At 68.9% G+C, this 23,431-nt stretch carries 25 protein-coding genes; 13 read left to right on the top strand and 12 right to left on the bottom strand.

Translation table 11 applies throughout. The annotated features are described in order from the left end of the window. Positions 1–8: 8 nt before the first annotated feature. Together purF and ACZ7SW_RS00870 are read right to left on the bottom strand one after the other, a co-directional pair. Positions 9–1,547, bottom strand: a complete 1,539-nt coding sequence (gene purF, locus ACZ7SW_RS00865; RefSeq protein WP_470228363.1) for an amidophosphoribosyltransferase — start codon at positions 1,545–1,547, stop codon at positions 9–11. Between the two features lie 172 nt (positions 1,548–1,719). Further along, the gene (locus ACZ7SW_RS00870) at positions 1,720–2,178 is read right to left on the bottom strand and encodes a MarR family winged helix-turn-helix transcriptional regulator (protein ID WP_470228364.1); all 459 of its coding nucleotides are present in this window, start codon (positions 2,176–2,178) and stop codon (positions 1,720–1,722) included. 81 nt (positions 2,179–2,259) lie between these two features. On the opposite strand from ACZ7SW_RS00870, the gene ACZ7SW_RS00875 reads away from it, so the two are divergent. Beyond that, complete coding sequence (locus ACZ7SW_RS00875; RefSeq protein ID WP_470228365.1) at positions 2,260–2,553, top strand: DUF1330 domain-containing protein; 294 nt, start codon at positions 2,260–2,262, stop codon at positions 2,551–2,553. 127 nt (positions 2,554–2,680) lie between these two features. Here ACZ7SW_RS00875 and ACZ7SW_RS00880 read toward each other — a convergent pair whose 3' ends face one another. The 4 genes from ACZ7SW_RS00880 to ACZ7SW_RS00895 form a co-directional block, all read right to left on the bottom strand. Next, complete coding sequence (locus tag ACZ7SW_RS00880; RefSeq protein WP_470228366.1) at positions 2,681–3,070, bottom strand: hypothetical protein; 390 nt, start codon at positions 3,068–3,070, stop codon at positions 2,681–2,683. Then, the gene (locus ACZ7SW_RS00885) at positions 3,057–3,296 is read right to left on the bottom strand and encodes a DUF397 domain-containing protein (protein WP_020664000.1); all 240 of its coding nucleotides are present in this window, start codon (positions 3,294–3,296) and stop codon (positions 3,057–3,059) included. The genes ACZ7SW_RS00880 and ACZ7SW_RS00885 overlap by 14 nt, the downstream gene beginning before the upstream one ends. A 554-nt stretch (positions 3,297–3,850) precedes the next feature. After that, complete coding sequence (locus ACZ7SW_RS00890) at positions 3,851–4,729, bottom strand: helix-turn-helix domain-containing protein (RefSeq protein WP_354745996.1); 879 nt, start codon at positions 4,727–4,729, stop codon at positions 3,851–3,853. A gap of 156 nt (positions 4,730–4,885) precedes the next feature. Continuing rightward, positions 4,886–5,266, bottom strand: coding sequence for a sterol carrier family protein (locus tag ACZ7SW_RS00895; RefSeq protein ID WP_470228367.1), 381 nt, complete (start codon positions 5,264–5,266; stop codon positions 4,886–4,888). 59 nt (positions 5,267–5,325) lie between these two features. Between ACZ7SW_RS00895 and ACZ7SW_RS00900 the strand changes: the two genes are divergently transcribed. Continuing rightward, a complete protein-coding gene (locus ACZ7SW_RS00900; RefSeq protein ID WP_470228368.1) occupies positions 5,326–5,979 on the top strand; it encodes a type VII secretion system-associated protein in 654 nt (217 codons plus the stop codon). 116 nt (positions 5,980–6,095) lie between these two features. Beyond that, the gene (locus tag ACZ7SW_RS00905) at positions 6,096–6,887 is read left to right on the top strand and encodes a lysozyme (RefSeq protein ID WP_470229217.1); all 792 of its coding nucleotides are present in this window, start codon (positions 6,096–6,098) and stop codon (positions 6,885–6,887) included. A 46-nt stretch (positions 6,888–6,933) separates the two neighbouring features. Here the strand turns inward: ACZ7SW_RS00905 and ACZ7SW_RS00910 are convergent, their stop codons facing one another. Beyond that, complete coding sequence (locus tag ACZ7SW_RS00910; protein WP_255443103.1) at positions 6,934–7,068, bottom strand: hypothetical protein; 135 nt, start codon at positions 7,066–7,068, stop codon at positions 6,934–6,936. Here ACZ7SW_RS00910 and ACZ7SW_RS00915 point away from each other — a divergent pair. From ACZ7SW_RS00915 to ACZ7SW_RS00930, 4 genes are all read left to right on the top strand, one after another. Next, on the top strand, positions 7,061–7,951 hold the full coding sequence (locus ACZ7SW_RS00915) for a lysozyme (RefSeq protein ID WP_470228369.1): 891 nt from the start codon (positions 7,061–7,063) through the stop codon (positions 7,949–7,951). The genes ACZ7SW_RS00910 and ACZ7SW_RS00915 overlap by 8 nt on opposite strands. Before the next feature lie 190 nt (positions 7,952–8,141). Then, a complete protein-coding gene (locus tag ACZ7SW_RS00920; protein WP_470228370.1) occupies positions 8,142–8,999 on the top strand; it encodes a hypothetical protein in 858 nt (285 codons plus the stop codon). 4 nt (positions 9,000–9,003) lie between these two features. Continuing rightward, positions 9,004–9,945, top strand: coding sequence for a pentapeptide repeat-containing protein (locus ACZ7SW_RS00925; protein ID WP_470228371.1), 942 nt, complete (start codon positions 9,004–9,006; stop codon positions 9,943–9,945). Positions 9,946–9,961: 16 nt separating this feature from the next. Further along, positions 9,962–10,624, top strand: a complete 663-nt coding sequence (locus ACZ7SW_RS00930; RefSeq protein WP_470228372.1) for a nitroreductase — start codon at positions 9,962–9,964, stop codon at positions 10,622–10,624. A 36-nt stretch (positions 10,625–10,660) separates the two neighbouring features. Here ACZ7SW_RS00930 and purL read toward each other — a convergent pair whose 3' ends face one another. Further along, on the bottom strand, positions 10,661–12,988 hold the full coding sequence (gene purL / locus ACZ7SW_RS00935) for a phosphoribosylformylglycinamidine synthase subunit PurL (RefSeq protein ID WP_470228373.1): 2,328 nt from the start codon (positions 12,986–12,988) through the stop codon (positions 10,661–10,663). A gap of 120 nt (positions 12,989–13,108) precedes the next feature. Here purL and ACZ7SW_RS00940 point away from each other — a divergent pair, with 120 nt between their 5' ends. The 3 genes from ACZ7SW_RS00940 (at position 13,109) to ACZ7SW_RS00950 (ending at position 16,975) form a co-directional block, all read left to right on the top strand. Further along, entirely contained in the window at positions 13,109–14,743 is a 1,635-nt protein-coding gene (locus ACZ7SW_RS00940) for an ABC transporter ATP-binding protein (RefSeq protein ID WP_470228374.1), read from the top strand. Next, positions 14,740–16,482 carry an ABC transporter ATP-binding protein gene (locus ACZ7SW_RS00945; RefSeq protein WP_470228375.1) on the top strand — a complete coding sequence of 581 codons (1,743 nt, stop codon included), beginning with the start codon at positions 14,740–14,742 and terminating at the stop codon, positions 16,480–16,482. Before ACZ7SW_RS00940 ends, ACZ7SW_RS00945 begins: the two co-directional genes overlap by 4 nt. A gap of 73 nt (positions 16,483–16,555) precedes the next feature. Continuing rightward, on the top strand, positions 16,556–16,975 hold the full coding sequence (locus ACZ7SW_RS00950; RefSeq protein WP_470228376.1) for a pyridoxamine 5'-phosphate oxidase family protein: 420 nt from the start codon (positions 16,556–16,558) through the stop codon (positions 16,973–16,975). 63 nt (positions 16,976–17,038) lie between these two features. Here the strand turns inward: ACZ7SW_RS00950 and purQ are convergent, their stop codons facing one another. Both purQ and purS read right to left on the bottom strand, forming a co-directional pair. Beyond that, positions 17,039–17,716: a phosphoribosylformylglycinamidine synthase subunit PurQ gene (purQ, locus tag ACZ7SW_RS00955; RefSeq protein ID WP_470228377.1), complete on the bottom strand. Its 678-nt coding sequence runs from the start codon at positions 17,714–17,716 to the stop codon at positions 17,039–17,041. Next, positions 17,713–17,952, bottom strand: coding sequence for a phosphoribosylformylglycinamidine synthase subunit PurS (purS, locus tag ACZ7SW_RS00960; RefSeq protein ID WP_037808692.1), 240 nt, complete (start codon positions 17,950–17,952; stop codon positions 17,713–17,715). Before purS ends, purQ begins: the two co-directional genes overlap by 4 nt. Before the next feature lie 93 nt (positions 17,953–18,045). On the opposite strand from purS, the gene ACZ7SW_RS00965 reads away from it, so the two are divergent. The 3 genes from ACZ7SW_RS00965 (at position 18,046) to ACZ7SW_RS00975 (ending at position 21,405) form a co-directional block, all read left to right on the top strand. Further along, positions 18,046–18,933, top strand: a complete 888-nt coding sequence (locus tag ACZ7SW_RS00965; RefSeq protein WP_470228378.1) for a hypothetical protein — start codon at positions 18,046–18,048, stop codon at positions 18,931–18,933. Between the two features lie 82 nt (positions 18,934–19,015). Further along, complete coding sequence (locus ACZ7SW_RS00970; RefSeq protein ID WP_470228379.1) at positions 19,016–20,596, top strand: GMC family oxidoreductase; 1,581 nt, start codon at positions 19,016–19,018, stop codon at positions 20,594–20,596. Beyond that, the gene (locus ACZ7SW_RS00975; RefSeq protein WP_470228380.1) at positions 20,593–21,405 is read left to right on the top strand and encodes a class I SAM-dependent methyltransferase; all 813 of its coding nucleotides are present in this window, start codon (positions 20,593–20,595) and stop codon (positions 21,403–21,405) included. The genes ACZ7SW_RS00970 and ACZ7SW_RS00975 overlap by 4 nt, the downstream gene beginning before the upstream one ends. Here the strand turns inward: ACZ7SW_RS00975 and ACZ7SW_RS00980 are convergent. Further along, complete coding sequence (locus ACZ7SW_RS00980; RefSeq protein WP_470228381.1) at positions 21,402–22,526, bottom strand: glycosyltransferase 87 family protein; 1,125 nt, start codon at positions 22,524–22,526, stop codon at positions 21,402–21,404. The genes ACZ7SW_RS00975 and ACZ7SW_RS00980 overlap by 4 nt on opposite strands. 82 nt (positions 22,527–22,608) lie before the next feature. Then, positions 22,609–23,337: a GbsR/MarR family transcriptional regulator gene (locus tag ACZ7SW_RS00985; protein ID WP_470228382.1), complete on the bottom strand. Its 729-nt coding sequence runs from the start codon at positions 23,335–23,337 to the stop codon at positions 22,609–22,611. Between the last annotated feature and the right edge of the window lie 94 nt (positions 23,338–23,431).

Consider the following 23,431-nt stretch of genomic DNA (forward strand, 5'->3'; position numbering starts at 1 on the left):
TGCTTGGTTCACGGACGCCGGACGGCGTCTTCGGCACCGTACCCGGCGGCGCTGACCGGAGTCGCCGCGCCACCTGCGGCGTCCATGCTTTCGAGCAGGTGCTTGCCGATGAGCGCGTCCTCGGGCAGCGGAATCGGGTACTCGCCGGAGAAGCAGGCCGTGCACAGCCGCGACTTCGGCTGCTCCGACGCCGCGACCAGGCCGTCCAGTGAGATGTAGCCGAGCGAATCGGCCCCGATCGAACGGCGGATGCCGTCGAGGTCGACGCCGTTGGCGACGAGTTCGGCGCGCGAGGCGAAGTCGATGCCGTAGAAGCACGGCCACCGCACCGGCGGCGACGCGATCCGCACGTGCACCTCGAGCGCGCCGGCCTCGCGCAGCATCCGCACGAGCGCGCGCTGGGTGTTGCCGCGCACGATCGAGTCGTCCACCACCACCAGGCGCTTGCCGCGGATGACGTCGCGCAGCGGGTTCAGCTTCAGCCGGATGCCGAGCTGCCGGATGGTCTGCGACGGCTGGATAAAGGTGCGCCCGACGTAGGCGTTCTTGACCAGACCGGTGCCGTACGGCAGGCCGGAGCCCTGCGCGTATCCGATCGCGGCCGGGGTGCCGGACTCCGGCACCGGCATCACGAGGTCGGCGTCGACCGGGTGCTCGACGGCCAGCTTGCGGCCGATCTCGACGCGCGTGGCGTGCACGCTGCGGCCGGCGATCGACGTGTCCGGACGGGCGAGGTATACGTACTCGAAGACGCAGCCCTTGGGCTCCGGGTTGGCGAACCGCGACGAACGCAGCCCCTCGGCGTCTATCGCGATCAGCTCGCCCGGCTCGACCTCGCGCACGAAAGACGCGCCGCAGATGTCGAGCGCGGCGGTCTCGCTCGCCACGACCCAGCCGCGCTCCAGCCGGCCGAGCACCAGCGGGTGCACGCCGTGCGGGTCGCGGGCCGCGTACAGGGTGTTCTCGTCGGCGAAGACCAGGCAGAACGCGCCCTTGAGGGTCGGCAGCAGCTCGAGCGCGGCGGCCTCGATGCCCTTGTCGGCGGCGTTCGCGGCGAGCAGGCCGCAGACGAGGTCGGAGTCGCTGGAGGACCCGGTGAGCCCGGCGTGCGGCTTCAGCCCCGCGGCGACGGTGCGGTCGCGCAGTTCGGCGGTGTTGACCAGGTTGCCGTTGTGCGCGAAGGACAGACCGCTGCCGGTGTCCGTGGTGCGGAAGATCGGCTGGGCGTTCTCCCAGATCGTGGCGCCGGTCGTGGAGTACCGGCAGTGCCCGACGGCGATGTGCCCCTGCAGGGACTGCAGGACCTGCTCGTCGAAGACCTGGCTGACGAGCCCGAGGTCCTTGAAGACAACGATCTGCGAGCCGTCCGAGACGGAGATGCCCGCTGCCTCCTGCCCGCGGTGCTGCAGGGCGTAGAGGCCGTAGTAGGTCAGCTTGGCGACTTCTTCCCCGGGAGCCCAGACGCCGAAGACGCCGCACTCCTCACGGGGTTCCGGTTCGGGTTGATCTTCGGGTCGAGCAGGACTGGCGGAGGGGTCGGAAACCACCGAGGAGCTCCCAGGAAGACGCGGGCGGGCCGAGTCCAAGTGTAAGGGGTCGATGAGGTGGGGAAGCGGGCCGCGGCGTGGTTCTGACCACTACGGGGGAGGGTTTGCGGAGCAGTGATCTTGGTTTGGAGCGACAGTCTTGCGGGTGGAGTGGGCACCTGGGTGCGCTCCGTCACCGCCTCGGCTTTTCCCGGTCCTGGCTTTCGAGCTCCGCCAGGTGCGCCAGCGCCGGAAGCGCCGCCACCAGGGCCTCGACCTCGTCGTCGGCGAGTTGGTCGATCAGCCGCGCGTACGCGTCGACGCCCGCCTGGTGCCGCGTCCGCACATAGGACGCGCCGACCTCGGTCAGCTCCACCAGCGTGACCCGCTTGTCGGACGCGTCGCCCCTCCGCTCGACCAGTCCGGCCTCCTCCATCGCCCGGACCAGGGCGGTCATCGCGGGCTGGGTGACCCCTTCGATCACGGCCAGGTCGGTGATGCGTCGCGGGCCGCACCGGTGCAGGGTGGCCAGGGTGGCGGCGGACGTGATGCTGAGATCGCGAGGAAGGCGTCTCGCAGCTCGGGTGGCCAGCTCGTAGAGGGTCGACCCGATCTCAGCGGAAGTACCGCGAGCGGCACCTTGACGGCTCATGCGTGAAGCATAGAGTATTTATATTAATTCTTTATACATCTCTCGAAGCCGGACGGGTCCGGCCGAACACAGGAGGTTTCCGTGGCCAAGGGCTACTGGGCCAGCGTCTACCGCGACATTTCCGACCCCGAGAAACTGGCCGCCTACAACAAGCTGGCCGGTCCGGCCGTCCGAGCCGCGGGCGGGCGGCTCCTGTCCCGCGACGGCCGCGTCGTCGCGCACGAAGCCGGCATCACGCAACGCGTCATTCTGATCGAGTTCGACAGCTTCGAACAGGCCGTCGCGGCATACGAGAGCGAGGCTTACCAGGAGGCGCTGGCAGCCCTCTCCGACGGCGTCGAGCGCGACTTCCGCATCGTCGAAGGCCTCGACTGACCGAGAGGCTGGGCCTCGTCGCGAACGCGGGGCGGAAATGAGCCAGGCCCCGCACGAAGTGGATTGGGCCACTTCGTGCGGGGCCTGAAATCGAGGGCACCGGTGGGGACGGCGCGGAGAGGGTGGATCAGCGAGCGGCCAGCCACTTCGAGCGGCCGCCTCGGCCTGGAACCCAGCAGCCGTTCGCGGAGACGACTGAAGTGACCGGGGGGCGCTCGGGGAGGGCCAGCACTTCGCCCAATACCTGGCTCGCTTCGCCGCGCGAGCGCCACAGCGTGGCCGCGGGGGCGAAGATGTTCTGCTCGCTGCCAGGCAAGCGCGTGGCCTCGACGTCGTCCTCAGCGTTCAGCCGGACGACGTCCACCACATTGTCGTGGACTCGCACTCCGACAACGGCCTGCACTTCGCCGCTTCCGTCCGTCGGGTGGACGAACTGGTAGCCGCGGTCGATGAGTCGCTGCAGGCCTTGCTCGATGTCGAAGGCGGATCCGACGACGTTGGCCTCAGCCGAGGACATCGTCGAATTCGCCGTCCTTCGCGCCGGCGAGGAAGGCCGCCATCTCCGCACGCGTGTAGACGAGCGCCGGCCCCTCCGGGAAACGGGAGTTCCGCATCGCGATCTCGCCCGAGGTAAGCGGGGCGACTTCAACACAGTTGCCTACCGCGCCGCTGTAGCTCGCCTTGCGCCACTGGGCGCCGGTCAGACGGTCGGCCGGAATACCGTTCTCGAACCGTTCAGCCATGATGCCACCTTCCGGGAAGGACGATGAAAAGCTCAGGAATCTGCATGTGCATCTGCCTGTGACTTCGACGCTAGCACGCGCGCATGCAGCGGTAAATGCACGTGCAGAATTTTCTGCAAATTTCTCACTGCGTGACGACACGGTTCAGTAGAAGTTCCCATACAGGTGATTCGAGCACTACCTGAACGGGCTAATAATTACCTTGGGTCACGATATTGGCATTCTGATAACGCACCGCGTTCGTGACTCGCCGCCGTTGGGTGCAGCGGGTGAATGAAGAACACTGACCGTGAGGTCCGACGCGGCAGTAAGAAGGTGTGGAACCGGGTCGGTGGAAACGGGTTCGCGGACTTATGCACGCTCGGTGATGAGAATGCGGGTCGGCGTTCTCCATTCGGTTACCGCTCGCCCGGATGGCGGGGGTGGAATCCTTGGCGGGGAGAATTTCGCTGGAGGCGGCGCCTCGGTGCGGTGAAGTCTGGAAGCGATGCCTCGGTGCGGTGAAGTGAGGTGGGGCGAAGCGGCGAGCGCTTAGCTCTCGGCCCTGCGCTTGGCTAGATCTCGGCCTTGCGCTTGGCGATGCGGGCCCGGCTGCGTTCGGGAGTCTCCGCGTCCACGGCCAGCAGGTCCAGCGCCCGGCCGTACTTCTCGATCTCGTCGCGCTTGTCCAGGTAGTGCGCGCCGGTCAGGTACTCGACGTAGACGATGTTCGGCAGCTCCGCCTCGGCGAAGCGCAGCAGCGAGAACGCGTGCTCAGCCGACAAACCGCTTCGGCAGTACGGCAGGATCTGCACCGACACGTGCGGCAACGTCGTCACCTCGAGCAGGTATTCCAGCTGCTGCCGGAACACCTTCGGTCCGCCGATCGGCCGGTACAGCACCGATTCGTCGAGCACCGCCCAGATCCGCGGCGCGTCGGGACGGGCCAGCATCTTCTGCCGCCGCATGCGCAGGGCCACCAGCTGGTCCACGCGTTCGTCGGCCATTTCCGGGCGGCCGTGGCTGAAGATCGCTCGCGCGTACGGCTCGATCTGCAGCAGGCCGGACACGAACAGCGGCTCCCAGATCTGGATCCGGGACGCGGCTTCCTCCAAGCCGACGAGGTCGGTGAACCATCCGGGCACCGTCTCCCCGAACTTGCGCCACCAGCCCGCTTCGTTCGACTGCTTGACCATGTCGAGGAACGCTTTGCGCTCCTCGTCGTCCGAGACGCCGTACATGGTGAGCAGGTCGGCGACGTCGCGTTCCTTGAAGCCGACCCGGCCGAGTTCCAGCCGGGAGATCTTGGATTCCGAACCGCGGATGTTGTAACCGGCCTGCTGGCGCGTGATCCCGGCTTCCTCGCGCAACCGGCGAAGCTGCGAACCGAGGATCATCCGGCGCGCTGTCGGGCCGAGGCTCTGCTCGCCGGCGGACACGCCTACCGCGTTCATGACCAGGGCCCTTCCATCGCCGCTCGTACGAAATCCGACTACCCAAAGTACACGCAAGGCAGTGCCCCGGACAGCGTGGCACAGGCCTGCGTTCAGGGGATTCTACGGAGTGTGTGCCTCAGAAGACACTCCCGAGGGAACAATTCCGGAGGGAAATCAGATCCGTACGACCGGAAGCCAGTGCGAAAGGTCCGCGCGACTGCCCGAGGCGGATACGCGGGCGGCACTGAGCGCGTCGTCCCAGTCCAGGAGACCGGTGGCCAGTTCGAGCCACGTCCGCGGATCGGTCTCGATGACGTTCGGCGGCGTGCCCCGGGTGTGGCGCGGGCCCTCGACGCATTGCACCGCGGCGTACGGCGGGACCCGGACCTCGACGGTGTGCCCGGGTGCGTCCTGGGCGAGGGTCCGCAGCGTCGCGCGCACCGCGGCGGCCAGTTCCGGGCGCGCCGGATCCGGTCCGGCACCACGCAACCAGTCCGAAACGGCCAGTACCGCCGCCCGTAACTGAGAGGGATCGACCGAACGCGAAGAGGCCATGCGACAACAGTAGAGTGGCCGCGGACGGAGTTTCAGGCACCCGGCACCGAGGGACGGCGATGGCGCAGCGGGACGAGGCAGATCGGATGGTTTCCCGGACCCCGGCGGGCAAACGCGCGCGCCGGAACGCGTATCCGCGCCGCGGGCCGCAAGGAAAACCCGAGATCACTCCCGAGATGCGGGCCAACGCGCGGACGAATCCGAACAGCTGGCTCTACGTCATCGACGAGGCCTTCGACGCCAGCGGCCCGGTGCCGTCGTGGGCGGTCGTCGGCGCGTATCCGGTGAACGGCACCGGAGAGGTCGTCGAGGACTTCCACCCCAACGACCGGTACCGGCCCTCGCCGAAGGCGCTCGGTTTTCCCGAGCCGCGCAACGAACTCGAGCGGCTGCTGCAGATGGTTCGCACCGAGCACCGGCCCGCCGAAGACCTGCCGCGCGTCATCCTCGATTCGACGCTGCTCGTCTACGCGCTGTCCCCGGTGCAGCGCACGGTGATCGGCTTCCACAACGCCGACGGCCGGGTCATGGTCCCGGCGTACACGTCGAAGTCGCTGGTGCCGCGCGAATGGCCGCACGCCCGCGCGGTGCTCGGCCGCGACATCGTCGGGCTGCTCGCCGGACATCCGCTCGCGGTCAACCCGCACGACCTGATCACCGCGGTCGTCCCGGCCGAGCACCTGATGAAGGCGCTGGCCGAAGAACGGCGCTGACCTGGGCAGACCACTCTGCCGAGTGAGCATGATTCGCCGAACTCCCCCGACCCGGGCATCGTGACGCAGCAGGAGTACACGCGTCCGGTGAGGAGCCCTGGGTGAAGCGTCATCTGCTGCTGCGCTGGAGCGCGGTTCTCTTCGCCGGGATCACCGGCACGTCCCTGTGCGAAACGGCGGTGGCCGCGCCGAGCTACGCCGGGGCCGCGGACAACTACGCCGGTTCGCAAATCGCGAAGCACGAAGGCGTGCTGGGATCGCCGAACATCTCCTACACGACGGCGGATCAGTACCTCGGGCACGACGTCAGCGGACACCAGGGCCCGGTCGACTGGCCGGCGGCGGCCGGAGCGGGCGCGAGGTTCGTGTACGTGAAAGCGACCGAGGGCACCGGGTTCGTCAGCGGGCAATTTGCCCAGCAGTACAACGGTTCCTACCAAGCCGGGCTCGTCCGCGGCGCCTACCACTTCGCGCGGCCGGACGTGTCCGACGGCGCCGCGCAGGCCGACTACTTCCTCGCGCACGGCGGCGGCTGGTCGGCTGACGGCAAGACGCTGCCCGGCGCACTCGACATGGAATACAACCCCTACGGCGAAACGTGTTACGGCAAGGACGCGAACGGTATGGTCGCGTGGGTTCGCGCCTTCTCCGACACCTATCGCGCCCGCACCGGACGACTGCCGACGATCTATACGTCGACTAGCTGGTGGAAACGCTGCACCGGAAACAACCCTTCTTTCGGAGGGAATCCGCTCTGGATCGCGCGCTACAACTCCTTCATCGGCGAACTCCCCGCGGGCTGGGGACAGCACGCCATCTGGCAGTTCTCGAACAGCGGGACACTGCCAGGAGACCAGAACTGGCTCAATGGCACCCAAACCGCGCTGCGCAATCTGGCATTCGGGTGAACATTCGTGACGTTGTCACGAATTAGTCATCACCGCCCGATGAAAATCACCCACTCGCCCATTCATCTTCACGGAACTTGATGACAAACGACGATTCGTCCTCAAGAATCTCCCCCGTGGCGGCTACCTGCACATAGCCGCCCTCCGCGAGGGTATCTGTGAAGGGATCGACGATGTCCACTTCCCGAAGAGGACGGCGTACCGCGCTGCTGTCCGCTCTGACCGTCCCCGTTGTCGCGCTCCTGCTCGGCGCTTCGACGGAGGCGATGGCCGACCCGGCCGCTTCCCCGCTTTCGGCGCGGGAGGTCAACGCAGTCAACGCCGACATCCAGGCGAACAACCACACCATGGGTTCGCAGATCCGGCGCGTCGAGGGGGATCAGTCAACCCCCGAGACGAAAACCGCCGCGCAGCGACCGCAACCGGCGGCCGCGCTGCCGAACCAGGTGGCGGCCGCCGTCGCCGGCATCGACGTGTCCGGCTACCAGGGCAATGTCGACTGGGGCAACTGGTGGGGCCAGGGCAAGCGGTTCGTGTGGACCAAGGCCACCGAAAGCACGACCTACACGAACCCGTACTTCGCCCAGCAGTACAACGGTTCCTACAACCAGGGGTTCATCCGCGGCGCGTACCACTTCGCCACCCCGAACACCTCCAGCGGCGCGACGCAGGCGAACTACTTCGTCTCGCACGGCGGCGGCTGGTCGCGGGACGGCAAGACGCTGCCGGGCGTGCTCGACATCGAGTACAACCCCTACGGCGCGACCTGTTACGGCCTGACCAAAGCGTCGATGACGGCGTGGATCAAGGACTTCCACGACACGTATCACGCCAGGACGGGTCGCTGGCCGGTGATCTACACGTCGACGAACTGGTGGAACCAGTGCGCGGGCGGCGATTTCTCCAGCACCGCTCCGCTGTGGATCGCGCGGTACGCGTCCTCGGCCGGAACCCTTCCGTACAACTGGGGCTACTACACCGTGTGGCAGTACACCTCGAGCCCGCTGGACCAGGACACGTTCAACGGCGCCTACGACCGGCTGCAGGCACTCGCCAACGGCTGATCTGAGCGGCGCGCACGGACGCGGCTCCCGGTTCTCCCCTCCTCCTGCCGGGCGGGGCGGCCGGGAGCCGCTTTTGTGCGAGCTTTATCCGCCTTGCACAATGCAGACCTGGGGCGGAGACGGAACCGCCTGAGCCGACGGGGCGTCAGACCGCGGCGCGAGTCGGTGCAGCAGGAAGGCGGAACCGGACATGACTTACCCACCGCAGCCCGGACAGGGCGGGGACCCCTACGGCCAGGGCTGGCAACAGCCCGGCTCGGGCGGGGTGCCACAGCAGCCGGGGTGGGACCCCAACCAGGCCCAGCAGCAGCCGGGATGGGACCCGAACGCCCAGCACCAGCAGCAGCCCGCCTGGGATCCGAACGCTCAGCAGCAGCCGCAGCAGGGCTGGGACCCGAACGCTCAGCAGCAGTACCCGGGGTACCAGCAGCAGCCGTATCCGGGCACCCAGCAGTTCCCGCAGCAGGGCTGGGACCAGGGGCAATACCCGGGCGGACCGGGCGGCGAGCCGCCGAAGAACAACAAGACCGGGCTGTGGATCGGCATCGCCGTCGCGGTCGTCGTGGTGGTCGCGCTGGGCATCACCGGGTTCGTCGCTCCGGGGTTCTTCCTGAGCAAGGACGACAAGGGCAGCTCGCAGGCACAGCCGCCGGCCCCCGCTCCGTCACCGTCCCAGTCCTCTGAGGCTCCGCTGCCGAGCGACTCGTCCTCGCCGTCGACGGATTCGAGCGAGGACCCCGGCTCCAGCGGCGCCTCGGGCGAGGCGAAGCAGGTTATCGACAACTTCCTCGCCAAGCTCAACGCCAAGGACGCCGCCGGCGCCACCGCGCTGGCCTGCCAGGGCACCGAGAGCATGTCGAAGAAGAGCATTGACGAGACCACCAGCGGCGACCCGCAGCTCACGCTGGGCAAGGTCACCGCGGGCAGCGCCACGACGAGCGCCCGGGTCACCGGCACGCTGTCGGGCAAGGACGCCAGCGGCACGATGGTCATCATGAACCGCGGCGGCGGCTACTGCGTGGGGCTGTACCTGATCCTGGCGTTCTGACCCGGTGCGCTCGCCGCTGCTGTGGACGCTGATCGCGTCCGTGGTACTGCTCTGCGGGGTCGGTGGCTGGCTGCTCACCGACCCCGCGACCAGCCGCAGTGACGCACTGAAAACCGCCGGTCTCGCCGGTGGCGCGGTCGTGGCGTTGTACGCGTTGTGGCTCAACGATCGCCGTCGCCGCGTCGAAGAAGCGCGGCAGGTGATCGAGCAGCAGCGGCACGACGTCGACCGCGAGCGGATCTCCGACGAGCGGTTCGCGAAGTCGGTGGAATTGCTGGGGCACGAGGCCGATCAGGTGCGGGTGGGGGCGTTGCACGCGCTGGCGGGGCTGGCGCGGACGCGGCCGGAGTATCGGCAGACCGTGCTGGACGTGCTGTGTTCTTATCTGCGGCGGCCGTTCACTCATAGCCGGTACTTAAATCCGGAATATGGTGGCACGGAGGAGCAGGAACGCGAGCTGCAGGTGCGGCTCACCGCGCAACGGCTGGTCCGGGATCTGCTGCCACCGTCCGATGTGGACGGACCGGGTCCGGACCTCGATCTGACCGGCGCGGTGCTGGAGTATTTCGATCTTTCCCACCGCCGGATAGGCGGACTGCTGCTGCGGCACGCTTCTCTGTACAGCAGCACGAATATCAGCGGTTGCGTCTTCACCGGGCAGGCCTACTTCACCGCCGCGGGCACCGGACCCGGTCGGCTGGTGGGCGTTTTCCGTTGCCGCAACGCGACTTTCCTCGATCGGGCCTGGTTCTCCGGCACCGCGTTCTCGGAGCGGACCAATTTCTCCGACACGACCTTCGCCGGACGAACGACCTTCAAAGGTGCGACGTTCGCGAAGGAAGTCCTGTTCGACGGGGCGACTTTCGCGGATTCGGCGGAAGTCCAGCTGCCCGACGGCTGGAAGCTGGAACCTCGGAATGGCGGATATGTCGCGGTGCCGATCTGAGTAGCATCAAAAAACCGTGGACGTCTACGAAGCGGTGCGCTCCCGGCGGTCGGTCCGCGGCTTCCTCGGCAAGCCGGTACCGCACGAGGTCCTGACCCGAGTCCTCACCACTGCCTTGCGCGCGCCCTCCGGGGGAAATCTGCAGCCGTGGCGGGTGTACGTCCTGTCCGGCGCGAAGCTGGCCGAGCTGACCTACCTGGTCCAGCAGCGCATCGCCGAGGGCGACACCGGTGATCCGCCCCAGGTCCTGCCCTATCCGGAAGCGCTGCCCGAGCAGTACGCGCAGCGGATCGAAGAGCTGGGAGCACTGCGCTACGGCGCGGTCGGCATCGCGCGGGAGGACCGCGCGGGACGGGAGCGGGTCCGCGTCCGGAATTGGGACTGCTTCGGCGCCCCGGTCGGGCTGTTCTGCTACCTGAACGAGCGGATGCTTCCGCCGCAATGGCTGGACGCCGGGATGTTTCTGCAGACCGTGATGCTGCTGCTCCGTGCGGAGGGGCTCGACAGTTGCGCGCAGATCGCGTGGGGCCGCTACCACCGAAGCGTCACGGAGATCGCGGAGCCGCCTGCCGGATATGTCCTCGGCTGCGGCATGTCGATCGGGTACGCCGATCCGGACGAGCCTCAGCCAGCGATCCCTCGGGCACCGCTGGCGGAGGTGGTCACCTTCCGGTCGTGAGTGCCGGCGCCGATCGGCACCGGCACTCACGAGGCCTCAGTCGAACAGGGCCGGAAGGGTCTTCTCCCAGGTCTCGCGCAGTTCTTCGAGGGTGAACTCCGTGACGCCCTGGATCTCCAGCGTGCCGGAATCCGGGTCGACGACACCGGTCTTGCGCCACGGCAGGCCGCGCGCGGTGCACATCTCGGTGAACCGCAGCTCCTCCGTGCGCGGGACCGCCACCAGCACGCGGCCGGACGACTCGGAGAACAGCTGCACGAACGGGTCCTGGTCGCGGTCGAGGAAGACCCGGGCCCCGCACTGTCCAATGAGGACAGTCTCGGTGAGGGCCTGGGCGAGCCCGCCGTCGGCGAGGTCGTGCGCGGCGGAGATCATGCCGTCGCGCGAACCGGCCACCAGGACGTCGGCCAGCAGCTTCTCGCGGGCCAGGTCCACGCGGGGCGGGACGCCGCCGAGGTGGCCGTGCAGCTCGCGGGCCCAGGCCGAACCGTCCAGCTCGTCGTGGGTGTCGCCGAGCAGCAGCAGCGTCTCGCCCGCTTCCGCGCCGATGCCGGTCGGGATGCGGCGGGCGACGTCGTCGATCACGCCGAGCACCGCGATCACCGGGGTCGGCAGGATCGCCGTGTCGCCGGTCTGGTTGAAGAAGCTGACGTTGCCGCCGGTGACCGGGATGCCCAGCTCGACGCACGCGTCGGCGAGACCGTGCACGGCCTGCTCGAACTGCCACATCACGCCCGGGTCGGTCGGGGCGCCGAAGTTGAGGCAGTCGGACACCGCGACCGGGGTCGCGCCGCCGGTGGCGACGTTCCGGTACGCCTCGGCCAGCGCGAGCTGCGCGCCGCGGTACGGGTCGAGGTAGACGAACTTCGCGTTGCAGTCGGTGGCCACCGAGACGCCGCGGTTGCTCTCCTCGTCGATCCGGATCATGCCCGAGTCGGACGGCTGCGACAGCACCGAATTGCCGCGCACGTAGCGGTCGTACTGCGCGGTCACCCATTCCTTCGACGCCTGGTTCGGCGACGCGATGAGCTTCAGGAAGTCCGCGCGCAGTTCCTCGGGCGTCGACGGGCGCGGCAGCTTCGCGGAGGTGTCGGCGATCAGGCCGTCCTGGAACGCGGGGCGCTCGATCGGGCGGTCGTACACCGGGCCCTGGTGCGCGACGGTGTGCGCGGGCACGTCGACCACGATCTCGTCGTTCCAGGTGATGACGAGGTGCTCGCCGTCGGTGACCTCGCCGATGTCGGTGGCGATGACGTCCCATTTGGCGCAGACCGCCATGAACGCCTCGACGTTCTCCGGCGAAACGACCGCGCACATGCGTTCCTGCGATTCGCTGGAGAGCACCTCGGCGGGCGTCATTCCGGTGGCGCGCAACGGAACCCGGTCGAGGTAGATGTGCATGCCGCCGTCACCGGCCGCGGCCAATTCGGACGTCGCGCAGGACAGCCCGGCACCGCCGAGGTCCTGGATGCCGACGACCAGGTTCTCCTTGAACAGGTCGAGACAGCACTCGATGAGCACCTTCTCGGTGAACGGGTCGCCGACCTGCACGCTGGGCAGCTTCCGACGCCCGGCAGCCGATTCGTCGCCGGAGAAGGTGTCGCTGGCGAGCACGGACACGCCGCCGATGCCGTCGAGACCGGTGCGCGCGCCGAACAGGATGATCTTGTTGCCCGAACCGGACGCGAAGGCCAGGTGCAGGTCCTCGGTGCGCATCGCACCGACGCACAGCGCGTTGACCAGCGGGTTGCCCGCGTAGGAGGGGTCGAAGACCAGCTCGCCGCCGATGTTCGGCAGGCCGAGGCAGTTGCCGTAGCCGCCGACGCCCGCGACCACGCCGGGCAGCACGCGTTTGGTGTCCGGCGCGTCGGCCGGGCCGAAGCGCAGCGCGTCCTGCACCGCGAGCGGCCGCGCGCCCATCGCCATGATGTCGCGCACGATGCCGCCGACGCCGGTGGCCGCGCCCTGGTACGGCTCCACATAGGACGGGTGGTTGTGGCTTTCCACCTTGAAGGTGACCGCCCAGCCGTCGCCGATGTCGACGACGCCCGCGTTCTCGCCGATGCCGGCCAGCATCTTGGCCTTCATCTCGTCGGTGGCGGTCTCGCCGAAGTAGCGCAGGTGCTTCTTCGAGGACTTGTAGGAGCAGTGCTCGCTCCACATCACCGAGTACATCGCGAGCTCGGCGTCGGTGGGCCGGCGGCCGAGGATTTCCCGGATCCGCGCGTACTCGTCTTCGGCGAGGCCGAGTTCGACGTACGGCTGGCTCGTTTCCGGGGTCGCCGCGGCCACTGCGGTGGTGTCTGTGCTAACAACAGGGCTGGTCACAGTGTTTGTCCGACTGTCCGTGTCAGGGTTCGCCACGCGCTCAAGACTACGTGTCGACCGGGTCACACCCGCAGCCGCCCGGCCTGGTCCCGGGAAGGTCCGCCAGGGCATAAATCAGTCGCGCCGGACGGTCCCGGCGGCTTAGCGTCAGTGATCGTGCTTTCCGCCACGTACCCCTTTCCCGACATCCGGCTGCCGGAACGCCCGACGGCGGTTCGGTACTTGCTGGCGGTCCTGCGCGCCCGGCCGTGGCTTGTCCTCGGCGCGGCGGTGACCGGGGCGGGCTGGTCGCTGCCGAGCGCCCTGCTGCCGCTGGTGATCGGCCGCGGCGTCGGCGCGATCGCGGACGGCGACACGTCCTCGCTCTGGCGATGGGCGGTGGTCGCGGGCGTGCTCGGCGTGGTGCAGGCGCTGTTCGGCACCGGGCTGCACTTCGCGGCGTACGGCATGTGGATCCACGGCGCGGGCACCACGCAACGCCTGGTCACCGGCCACACGACCCGGCTCGGCGCGTCCCTGCGCGAGGCGGCCAGCACCGGCAACGTCGTCGCGGTCACCTCGTCGGACATGAACTGGATCGGCAACGCGTTCGAGGTCCTCGGCCGCACGATCGGTTCGATCGTGGCCTTCGTGGTCATCGGGATCGCGATGCTCGGCACGTCGCCGCTGCTGGGCACCGTCGCGCTCGTCGGCGTCCCGCTCGCGGTGCTCGGCATCGGGCCGCTGCTCGCGCCGCTGCAGAAACGCAAGACCGCGCAGCGGGAGAATCTGAGCGAGGTGAACGCACTCGGCGCGGATATCGTGTCCGGGCTGCGGATCCTGCGCGGTGTCGGCGGCGAACGGCGGTTCCTGCGCCGGTTCCACGACGCCAGCCAGCTGGTGCGCCGGTCCGGCGTCGAGGTCGGCCGCAGCGAATCGTGGCTCGCCGCCGCGGAGGTGCTGCTGCCCGGGCTGGTCACGGTGGCGATCACCTGGCTGGGTGCCCGGCTCGCGCTCGACGGCACGATCGGCGTCGGCGAACTGGTCGCGTTCTACGGCGTTTCGGCGTTCCTGGTGGTGCCGGTGAGCACGGCGACCGAACAGGTCAGCGCGCTCAGCTCGGGCCTGGTCGCGGCGCGCAAGGTGTGCGGGCTGCTCGCCCTGCGGCCGAGGCTGGCCGACCCGGCGTCGCCGCAGCCGCTGCCGGACGGGCCGCTGGAACTGGTGGACACCACCAGCGGCATCCGCGTCGCTCCGGGCAAGCTGACGGTGGTCGACCTCCGTGCCGAAGCGGAGGCGATCGCCGAGCGGATGGCCCGGTTCGCCGATCCGGACGAGGACGAAAAGGTGCTGGTCGGCGGGGTGCCCGCGGATCGCGTCGCGCTCGCCGAGCTGCGGACCCGCGTGGTGTACGCGCACAACCAGGACCTCTGGTTCTCCGGGGTGCTGCGCGAGCAGCTGGAGCCGGCGCGTCCGGGAAACGTCGACATCTTCGCGGCGCTGCACGCGGCGGACGCCGAGGACATCGTCGAAGCGCTGCCGCGCGGGGTCGACGAGCTGATCGGCGAACGCGGCCGTGAGGTGTCCGGCGGGCAGCGGCAGCGGCTGAGCCTGGCCAGGGCGCTGGCGACCGACGCCGACGTGCTGCTGCTGGACGAGCCGACCTCGGCCGTCGACGCGCACACCGAGGCCCGGATCACCCAGCGCGCCAAGGAATTGCGGAGCGGAAGGACCACGGTGGTGTTCAGCCAGAGTCCATTGTGGAGGAACGTGGCGGACGAGATCGTGCACGGAAAGGCGGTGTCGGTATGACGACGCGGCTCCCGCTCGCGTCGAGGCGCGAGGTCCGGCAATGGGTGCGGCGCACCGCCGCCGAGCACCGCCGCGAGTTCTCCGTGATGCTCGGGCTGTTCTTCCTCGCCACGCTGATCGGGCTGGCCGGGCCGCAGTTGCTGGGCCTCCTGGTGGACGGCGTGGTCAGCCACGGCGCGACGCTGCGGGTCGACCTGCTGGCGGCGGCGTTCGTGGCGGTGCTCGTGCTGCAGGCGTGGGCGAAGAAGGCGGCCCGGTTGCGCGGGCGCGTCTTCGGTGAACGCGTGCTGGCGGAGAACCGCGAACGGTTCGTCAAGAACGCCCTCGACCTGCCGCTGGGCACTGTCGAGGCGGCCGGAACCGGCGACCTGCTCAGCCGCGCGACCAGCGATATCAGCAGGCTGGACCACGCGGTTCGGTTCGCCGCGCCGGAAATCCTGATCGCCACCGCCACCGTGCTGCTGACGACCATCGCGATGATCGTGACGTCGCCGCTGCTCGCGCTCACCCTGCTCGTGGCGCTGCCGCTGCTGGTCCCGGTGAACATCTGGTACCAGCGGCGGATTCCCAAGGCGTTCGCGTGGATGCTCGACCGGTGGGGCGATCTGCAGTCGGTCACCCACGAGACGGTGGAGGGCGCGCGGACCGCGGAGGCGCTGAGCCTCACCGAGCGACGGCTGAGCACCGGACATCGCGCGCTCGACCAGGCGGTGCTCGGCGAGCGGCGGATGCGGTCGTACCAGCTGCGCTGGCTGCCGTCGCTGGAGATCAGCTACGTGCTGCCGATCGCGGCGCTGCTGCTGCTCGGATTGTTCGCCTACCAGCGGGGCTGGGCCGGGCTCGGCACGATCACCACGATGCTGGCGTACGCGCAGGCGATGACCACGCCGCTCAACGAGGCGCTGTTCTGGCTGGAAGACCTGCAGGTCGCGATGGCCGCCGCACGCCGGATCCTCGGCGTGCACCCGACCGAAACGGCTGTGAAGGACACCGAGGTGCCGCGCGGGCGCGACATCGAGGTGCGCGACGTTCGGTTCGGCTACACCGCGGACCGCGAGGTGCTGCACGGCATCAACCTGAGCGTGCCGCGAGGCGAACGGCTGGCGATCGTCGGGCCGTCGGGCGCGGGCAAGTCGACGCTGGGCAGGCTGCTGGCCGGGATTTCGGCGCCGACGGCGGGTTCGATCCAGGTCGGCGGCACCGAGGTGTCGACGCTCGCGGACGACGTGCTGCGCGGCGAGGTTCTGCTGCTGACGCAGGAGCACCACACGTTTTCCGGAACGCTGCGGGAAAACCTGGCGCTGCCTGCCCGGCGCGACGGCGGCGACTGGACCGACGAGGAACTGATGACCGCGCTCGCGTCGTCCGGCGCCGCGGAGTGGGCGGCCGGCCTGCCGGACGGCCTGGACACCAAACTCGGCTCCGGCGCGTACTCGGTCCCGGCCGGTCTCGCGCAGCAGCTGGCACTGGCCCGGGTCGTCCTGGCCGACCCGCACACGCTGGTGCTGGACGAAGCGACGTCGCTGCTGGACACCGGTTCGGCACGGGAGCTGGAACGGTCGCTGAACGCGGTGCTCGAAGGCCGCACGGTAATCGCCATCGCCCACCGGCTCCACACGGCCGCGGCGGCGGACCGGGTCGCGGTGGTGGAAGGCGGGCAGATCACCGAACTCGGCCCGCACCAGGACCTGATCGCCGCGGGCGGCCCGTACTCGCGGTTGGTCGAGGCGGCCAGCTGAGAGGAATGTCCGCTTGGAATCCGGCGTTGGCCCCTTTTGGATCCTGATCTTCCTACCCTGGGGGTGACGCCGGATGGCGGTCATGACGGTGGACGAACGAGAGAAATTCCTCGCCGAGAAGCGCGTGGGCGTGCTGTCGATCGGCCGGGAAGGCGCGGCCCCGCTCGCCGTGCCGGTCTGGTACGACTACGAGCCCGGCGGCGAGCTGCTGATCTGGATGGATCGCGGGTCGGCGAAGGACCGGGCGATCGAGGCCTCCGGCAAGCTGAGCCTCACGGTGCAGCAGGAAACCCAGCCGTACAAGTACGTCACCGTGTCCGGTCCGGTCGTGGACCGGTCCTCCGCGCCGACCGAGGAGCAGGCGTTCGCCATCGCTTCGCGATACGCGCCGGAGGCCGATGCCCGTCAGTTCGTCGAGGGCTCGCTCAAGGAGACCTCGGTGCTGGTGCGGGTGCGCACCGAACGCTGGCTCTCCAGCGACCACAGCAAGTAAAAAGCCGTGAGGGACTTCTTGAGGGAATCTGATTCCCTCAAGAAGTCCCTCACGGACCTTGGCTCAGGCCTTCACGAGCGCGTCGACCGCGCTGTAGAACATGCCGAGACCGTCGTCGGACGGGCCGGTGAGCGCGTCGATCGCGTGCTCCGGGTGCGGCATGAGACCGACCACGCGGCCGTTCTCGCTGGTGACGCCCGCGATGTCGTTGCGGGAGCCGTTCGGGTTGCCGCCGACGTAGCGGAACGCCACCCGGCCCTCCGCCTCCAGCATGTCCACAGTGGACTGATCGGCGACGTAGCAGCCGTCGTTGTTCTTGAGCGGCACCAGGATTTCCGCGCCCGACTCGTAGCGCGAGGTCCACGCGGTGGCGTTGTTGTCCACGCGCAGCCACTGGTCGCGGCACACGAAGTGCAGGCCGACGTTGCGGATCATCGCGCCGGGCAGCAGACCGGCCTCGCACAGGATCTGGAAGCCGTTGCAGATGCCGAGCACCGGCATGCCCTTGTGCGCGGCTTCGATGACCGAGGTCATCACCGGCGCGTACCGGGCGATCACGCCGGCGCGCAGGTAGTCGCCGTAGGAGAAACCGCCGGGGACGACGACCGCGTCGACGCCTTTCAGGTCGTCGTCGGCGTGCCAGAGCGAAACGGCTTCGGCGTCGGCGTAGCGGACCGCGCGGGCGGCGTCGCCGTCGTCGAGCGTGCCGGGGAAGGTGATGACGCCGATGCGGGCGCTCACGCCTCGACCCGCCGGATCGTCCACTGCTCGATCACAGGGTTGGCGAGGAAGCCCTCAGCCATCTTGGCCAGCGTCTCGTCATCGACGTCGTCGTCGACCTCGAGTTCGAAGTGCCGTCCCTGGCGCACGTCGGCGACCCCGGAGAAGCCCAGCCGCGGCAGCGCGCGCGCCACCGCCTGGCCCTGCGGGTCGAGGATCTCGGGTTTGGGCATGACGTCGACAACGACTCGAGCCACGGCTGGCTGCTCCTTATTTCTGCAGGTCGTGGGTGCGGTTGAAGCGTACTTCACTAGCCTGACCGGCAGACAGACCGGTATCGAGGGGGAGACATGAACCACCCGCCGCAAGGCCCGTACCCGCAGCAGGGTCCTTATCCGCCGCGAGGGCCGCAGGCCGGGCCGCCGCAGGGGCCGCCACCGGGGCAGTATCCGCCGCAGTTCGGCCAGTACCCGCCGCCTCCGAAGAAGAAGTCGAAGACCGGGCTGTGGATCTCGCTCGGCGCGGCGGTCGTGGTGCTCGGCGGCGCGGTCGCGTTCACCGGCTGGGTGACGCCGGGCTTCTTCAAGGAGAAGCTGGACACGACGTCGCAGGGGACGCCGGAGCAGCTGGCCCAGTCGGTCGCGAACTCGATCACCAAGCAAACCGGGCTGGATCAGCTGTGGTGCAAGATCCGGTCGAAACGGTCCTACACCGCCGACGAGTTCTTCCGGAGCGCGAAGGACGACGCGAAGATCAGCAATCCGGTGCATCCGACCGGTCAGCAGGAACGCGCGGCCACGATCACCGCGGGCAACCTCGTTTACGGCATCGCGATCATCCCCGACGGCAAGGGCTGGTGCGTGCGCGACGCCAAGGCCGACGGCGAACCGGCCCCGCTGGCCAGCCTGTCGACCGAGCCGAAGCCGCGGCCTCCGGTCAAAGACGGCACGGACGCCGCGACGAAGTTCATCGACGCGGTCAACGCGCGCGACATCCCGGCGGCGTTGTCGGTCATGTGCCGGGACGCGCCGGACACCACTCGCGACGGCACCCAGCAGTGGATCTACGGCGAGACAAAGCTGACCGTGCGCAAGACGGACGTGCTGAAGACCGCGGGCCGGACCATCGTGCACGTCGACGCCAAACTCGACGGGGTCTCCAAGGAGGGCCGGGTGGAGACCGACGACCACGCGGTGGACGGTGCGTGCGTCACCTCCTTCGACCCCACTTCTGACTGATCGGTTTTCCGGGGACTTGCGCGTAGCGTGACCTGCGCCATGATGTGTCGTTGACAGGGTGTCAACACCACCGGGAGGCAGCGTGCCAGAGCAGGACTCCTTCGACTACGTGATCGTCGGCGCGGGCAGCGCGGGCTGCGTGCTGGCGAACCGGCTGAGCGAGGACCCGTCCGCACGGGTGCTGCTGCTCGAAGCCGGCGGCGAGGACACCCCGGACGAGGTCCGGATCCCGGCGGCGTTCGCGTCGCTGTTCAAGACGAAGTGGGACTGGAACTACGAGACCGTCGAGCAGAAGCACACCGGCAAGACGGCGTACTGGCCGCGCGGCCGGCTGCTCGGCGGCTGCTCGTCGATCAACGCGATGATCTACATCCGCGGCAACCGCGCCGACTACGACGGCTGGCGCGATGCGCACGGAGCCACCGGCTGGGGCTGGGACGACGTGCTGCCGTACTTCAAGCGCGCCGAGGGCAACCAGCGCCTCGGCGGTCCGCTGCACGGCACGGACGGCCCGCTGAACGTCGAGGACCGGCGGTTCACGCACGAGCTGTCGCACGCGTGGGTGGACAGCGCCGTTTCGTGGGGGCTCAAGCACACCGACGACTTCAACGGCGAATCGCAGGAGGGGGCCGGGCTCTACCAGGTCACCTGCAAACGCGGTCGCCGCTGGTCCGCCGCGGACGCTTACCTGCGGCCCGCGTTGGCGCGGCCGAACCTCACGGTTCGCACGAACGCGCAGGCCACCAAGGTGGTTTTCGAGGGCACGCGCGCGGTCGGAGTGTCCTATCTGGACAAAGGCGTGCCGACGACCGTCCGCGCGGACGCCGAGGTGCTGCTGTCCGGCGGCGCGATCAACTCGCCGCAACTGCTGATGCTGTCCGGCGTCGGACCGGCCGAGCACTTGCGCGAAATGGGCATCGACGTGGTCGCCGCGCTGCCCGGCGTCGGCGACAACCTGCACGACCATCCAGCGGTCGGCGTGATCTGGTCGACGAAGGGCACGACCGACATCGCGGACTCCGCGACGCCTGCCGGGCTGGTGCGCTACCAGCTGACCAAACGCGGCCCGCTGGCGTCGAACATCGGCGAGGCAGGTGCGTTCTACTCGACGCGCGACGGGCTCGCCGCGCCGGACATGCAGATCCACGTGGCTCCGACGTTGTTCTACGACAACGGAATGCGCGAGCCGACCTGCCCCGGCTTCACGTCCGCGGCGACGCTGGTCGACGTCGCGAGCCGCGGGCGGCTCCGGCTGAAGTCGGCGAATCCGTTGTGGAAGCCGGAAATCGACCCGGCGTATTACGCGGAGTCGATCGATCTGGAGTCGATCAAGTCGGCGTTGCGTTCGCTGATCGAGATCGGCCGGTCGGGTCCGTTGGCGAAGTTCCTGGATCGGCCGTTCCTCCCGGCGACGCATGAGCTGTCGGACGAGGCGTTGACTGAGCACGTCCGGGAGAACACGCAGACGCTGTACCACCCGGTCGGCACGTGCGCGATGGGCAGCGGCGAACACGCGGTGGTGGATCCGGAGTTGAAGGTGCGCGGGGTTTCGGGACTGCGGGTGGTGGACGCTTCGGTCATGTCGGTGGTGCCGCGAGGGAACACCAACGCGCCGACGATCATGGTGGCGGAGAAGGCGGCGGACCTGATCCGGGCTCGATGACCGCTCTGTCGGACTGGCGAGATCTCCTTGCCGCCTGGGCGATTCCGGACACCGTGCACCCTCCGGAGTCGCCGTGGGTCCTGCCGCGCGAGGTGTTTATTCGGCGGGCCGATCAGCAGATCGCCGCACCGATCGGAGCGACGCACCAGCTGGCCGCCGAGGCGTTGCAGGAACCGGGAACGGTGCTCGATATCGGCGCGGCGGCCGGGGCGGCGAGCCTGCCCCTGGTCGGCCGGTCGAACGTCACCGCGGTGACGGCGGTCGACACCGACGACGAGTTGCTCGCGGCGTTCGCCGAAAGGGCGGCGGGCGTGGAGTACCGGGTGTTGTCCGGCAGGTGGCCCGAGCTTGCCGCGGAAGCTGGTGCGGCGGATGTCGTCGTGTGCGGGAACGTGGTCTACAACGTTCCCGACCTCGCCTCGTTCGCCGCGGCGCTCACTGCGGCGGCGCGGCGACGGGTGGTGGTCGAGACAGCCGCGCGGCATCCGTTGACTGAGCTTAATCCGTTGTGGCAACGGTTCCACGGCATCGAGCGACCGTCCGGGCCGACCGCCGAAGACTGTCTCGCGGCGCTCGCGGAAGCAGGGATCGAGCCGGAAGTCGTGGCGTGGCAACGGCCGCCGGAGCCGGAGTACGCGGAGTTCGCCGCCACAGTGGACGTCGTCCGGCGGCGGTTGTGCTTGCCCAAGGAGGCGGCCGGGGAGGTCGAGCGGGCCTTGCTGGACCTGGGCGTGGACCCGGAAATGGCACCAGATATCGGATCTTCCGGCCGGGATCTGGTGACGCTGGCTTGGCCCGGATCCGCCTAACGGGCTCGCGCCGGTTCTAGGGCACGAGCGGGTTGCAGTGCGAACAGTTGCCAGGCAAGGAAACCCAACGCGAGAATGAGGTAAGAGTCGCCGACGAGGTGCTGCCACGGTTCCCACGCGAGCTCTCGCATCCCGCTGGACGGCAGGAACGTGTGCGGCGCGGCGATGTAGACCGAGGCAGCCGCGATCAACGCCGCTCCGGCGCGAATCGTGCGGACACGCGTGGCGAGGATAAGCATTGCGGGCACGACCCAAACCCAGTGGTGCGACCAGGAAATCGGAGACAGGACGAGCACCGTCGCCGCGTTGACGACGAAGGCGAGCGAGCGGTCGACTCGCCGCATGACGAGCACCGCGGCGACCAAGACGAAGGCGGACAGGGCAAGCCACAGCAGGTCATGCGTATGCGGTGGCAGGGCGAGACGGTTGAGAGCGCCTTGGATGGTCTGGTTGGTCGCGTAGGGCGAGCCGCTGAAGCCGTCGGCGCCGGTGAGGCCACCGTCGAAGAAGTACTCGACGGACGCGCGCGGGGCGACCAGGAAGCCGAGCAAGGTTGCTCCGGCACCGGTCAGCAGTGCGTTGCGGGCGGCTCGGAAATCCTTGGCGAGCACGAAGAACAGCAGGAAACCGGCTGGGGTCACCTTGATCGCGGCGGCAAGGCCGACGAGTATCCCGCGCGGCCAGCGCGGGTTGGGCGCTAGACAATCGACTGCGACCAGTGCCATCAGGACGAGGTTGATCTGTCCGAAAGAGAGGGTCGCGCGCACCGGCTCGAAGGCAAGCCCCGCAACGGTGAACGCGGACGCGGCGGCAACGGCGGTGCGCCGGTTCCAGGACTGCCAAAGGCGGCGGACTGCGACATAGAGAACGGCCCAGAGCGACGCGGCGGAGGCGAGGTCGAGCAGAACGGACGCGACAGGCAGCGGTGGGAACGCCAAGACAGAGAAGAGCATCGCGGCGAACGGCGGGTAGATGAACGGCAGCATGGAACCTGCCGTGGTGGTGGGGAGAGCACCGTAAAGATCGCCACCGTGGACGACGGCGTCCGCACCGAAGCGGTAGACCTGCAGGTCAACCGGATTGAAACCGCTGACGACAGCCGCTACGCCCGCGACGAGCACTGTCGCGGCGACGGCGAGCAACAAGGCGAGGATCCGCCCGGCTTTTCCTGGTAACCACATACGGGCGGCGATTGTAACTGCGTCAGCGCTCCGAACGCTCCGCCCGGTAGGCGTGCAGGATGTCACGCGCCTCGTCCGCGGAACGGCGGATGCTGTCCGCGACGACGTCGACAAACCGTGCGATGCCCTCTAACCGGACGGCCGCCTGCGTGTCGGGCCCCAGCACTTCGACGCCGCGCCGCGCGGTCTCGGCGAGGCGGAGGTTGGCGCGAACGGTGGCCATGATCGACTCGTAGAAGACGTCGTCGTCGACCAGGTAACGCTCGCGGCGGCCCTCGTCGCGTTCCCGGCGGACCAGGCCCTGATGTTCGAGGAACGCGATCGCTTTCGACACCGACGCGGGACTGACCTGCAACCGCCGGACGAGTTCGGCGGCGGTGAGGCCGCCGGAATCGGTGGTGAAGAGCGCGACCAGCAGCCGCGCGGTCATCTTCGGCAGCCCTGCGTCGGTGAAGACGGTGGCGAACGACTCCTCGTACTCGCGCACCGCCTCGGCGTCGCGTCCGCCCTCCGGCGGGGCGGGGCGAGCGCGACGGGCGGCCGACTGCCTGCTCCGGTGGGCGCGATGTTCGGTGGCGTGCTGGGCGAGGTCGGCTCGGTAGCCGCCGGGCCCGCCGTTGCGCAGCACCTCGCGTGTGACTGTCGAGGTGGGCCGGTCGAGCCCGCGCGCGATCTCCGCGTACGCGAGACCGTCGGCGAGACCGAGCGCGATCTGGTGTCGTTCCTGCTGGGTGAGCCTGCCGCCGGGCATCGCGATCTCCTTCGTTCCTCGCCGAGGATAGCGTTGACCTTACCCTCATTGCAACAAACCCGTTGCGTTGATCTTAGCGTTCGTTGCAACGATT

It is taken from the genome of Amycolatopsis sp. NPDC114484, from assembly GCF_055633755.1.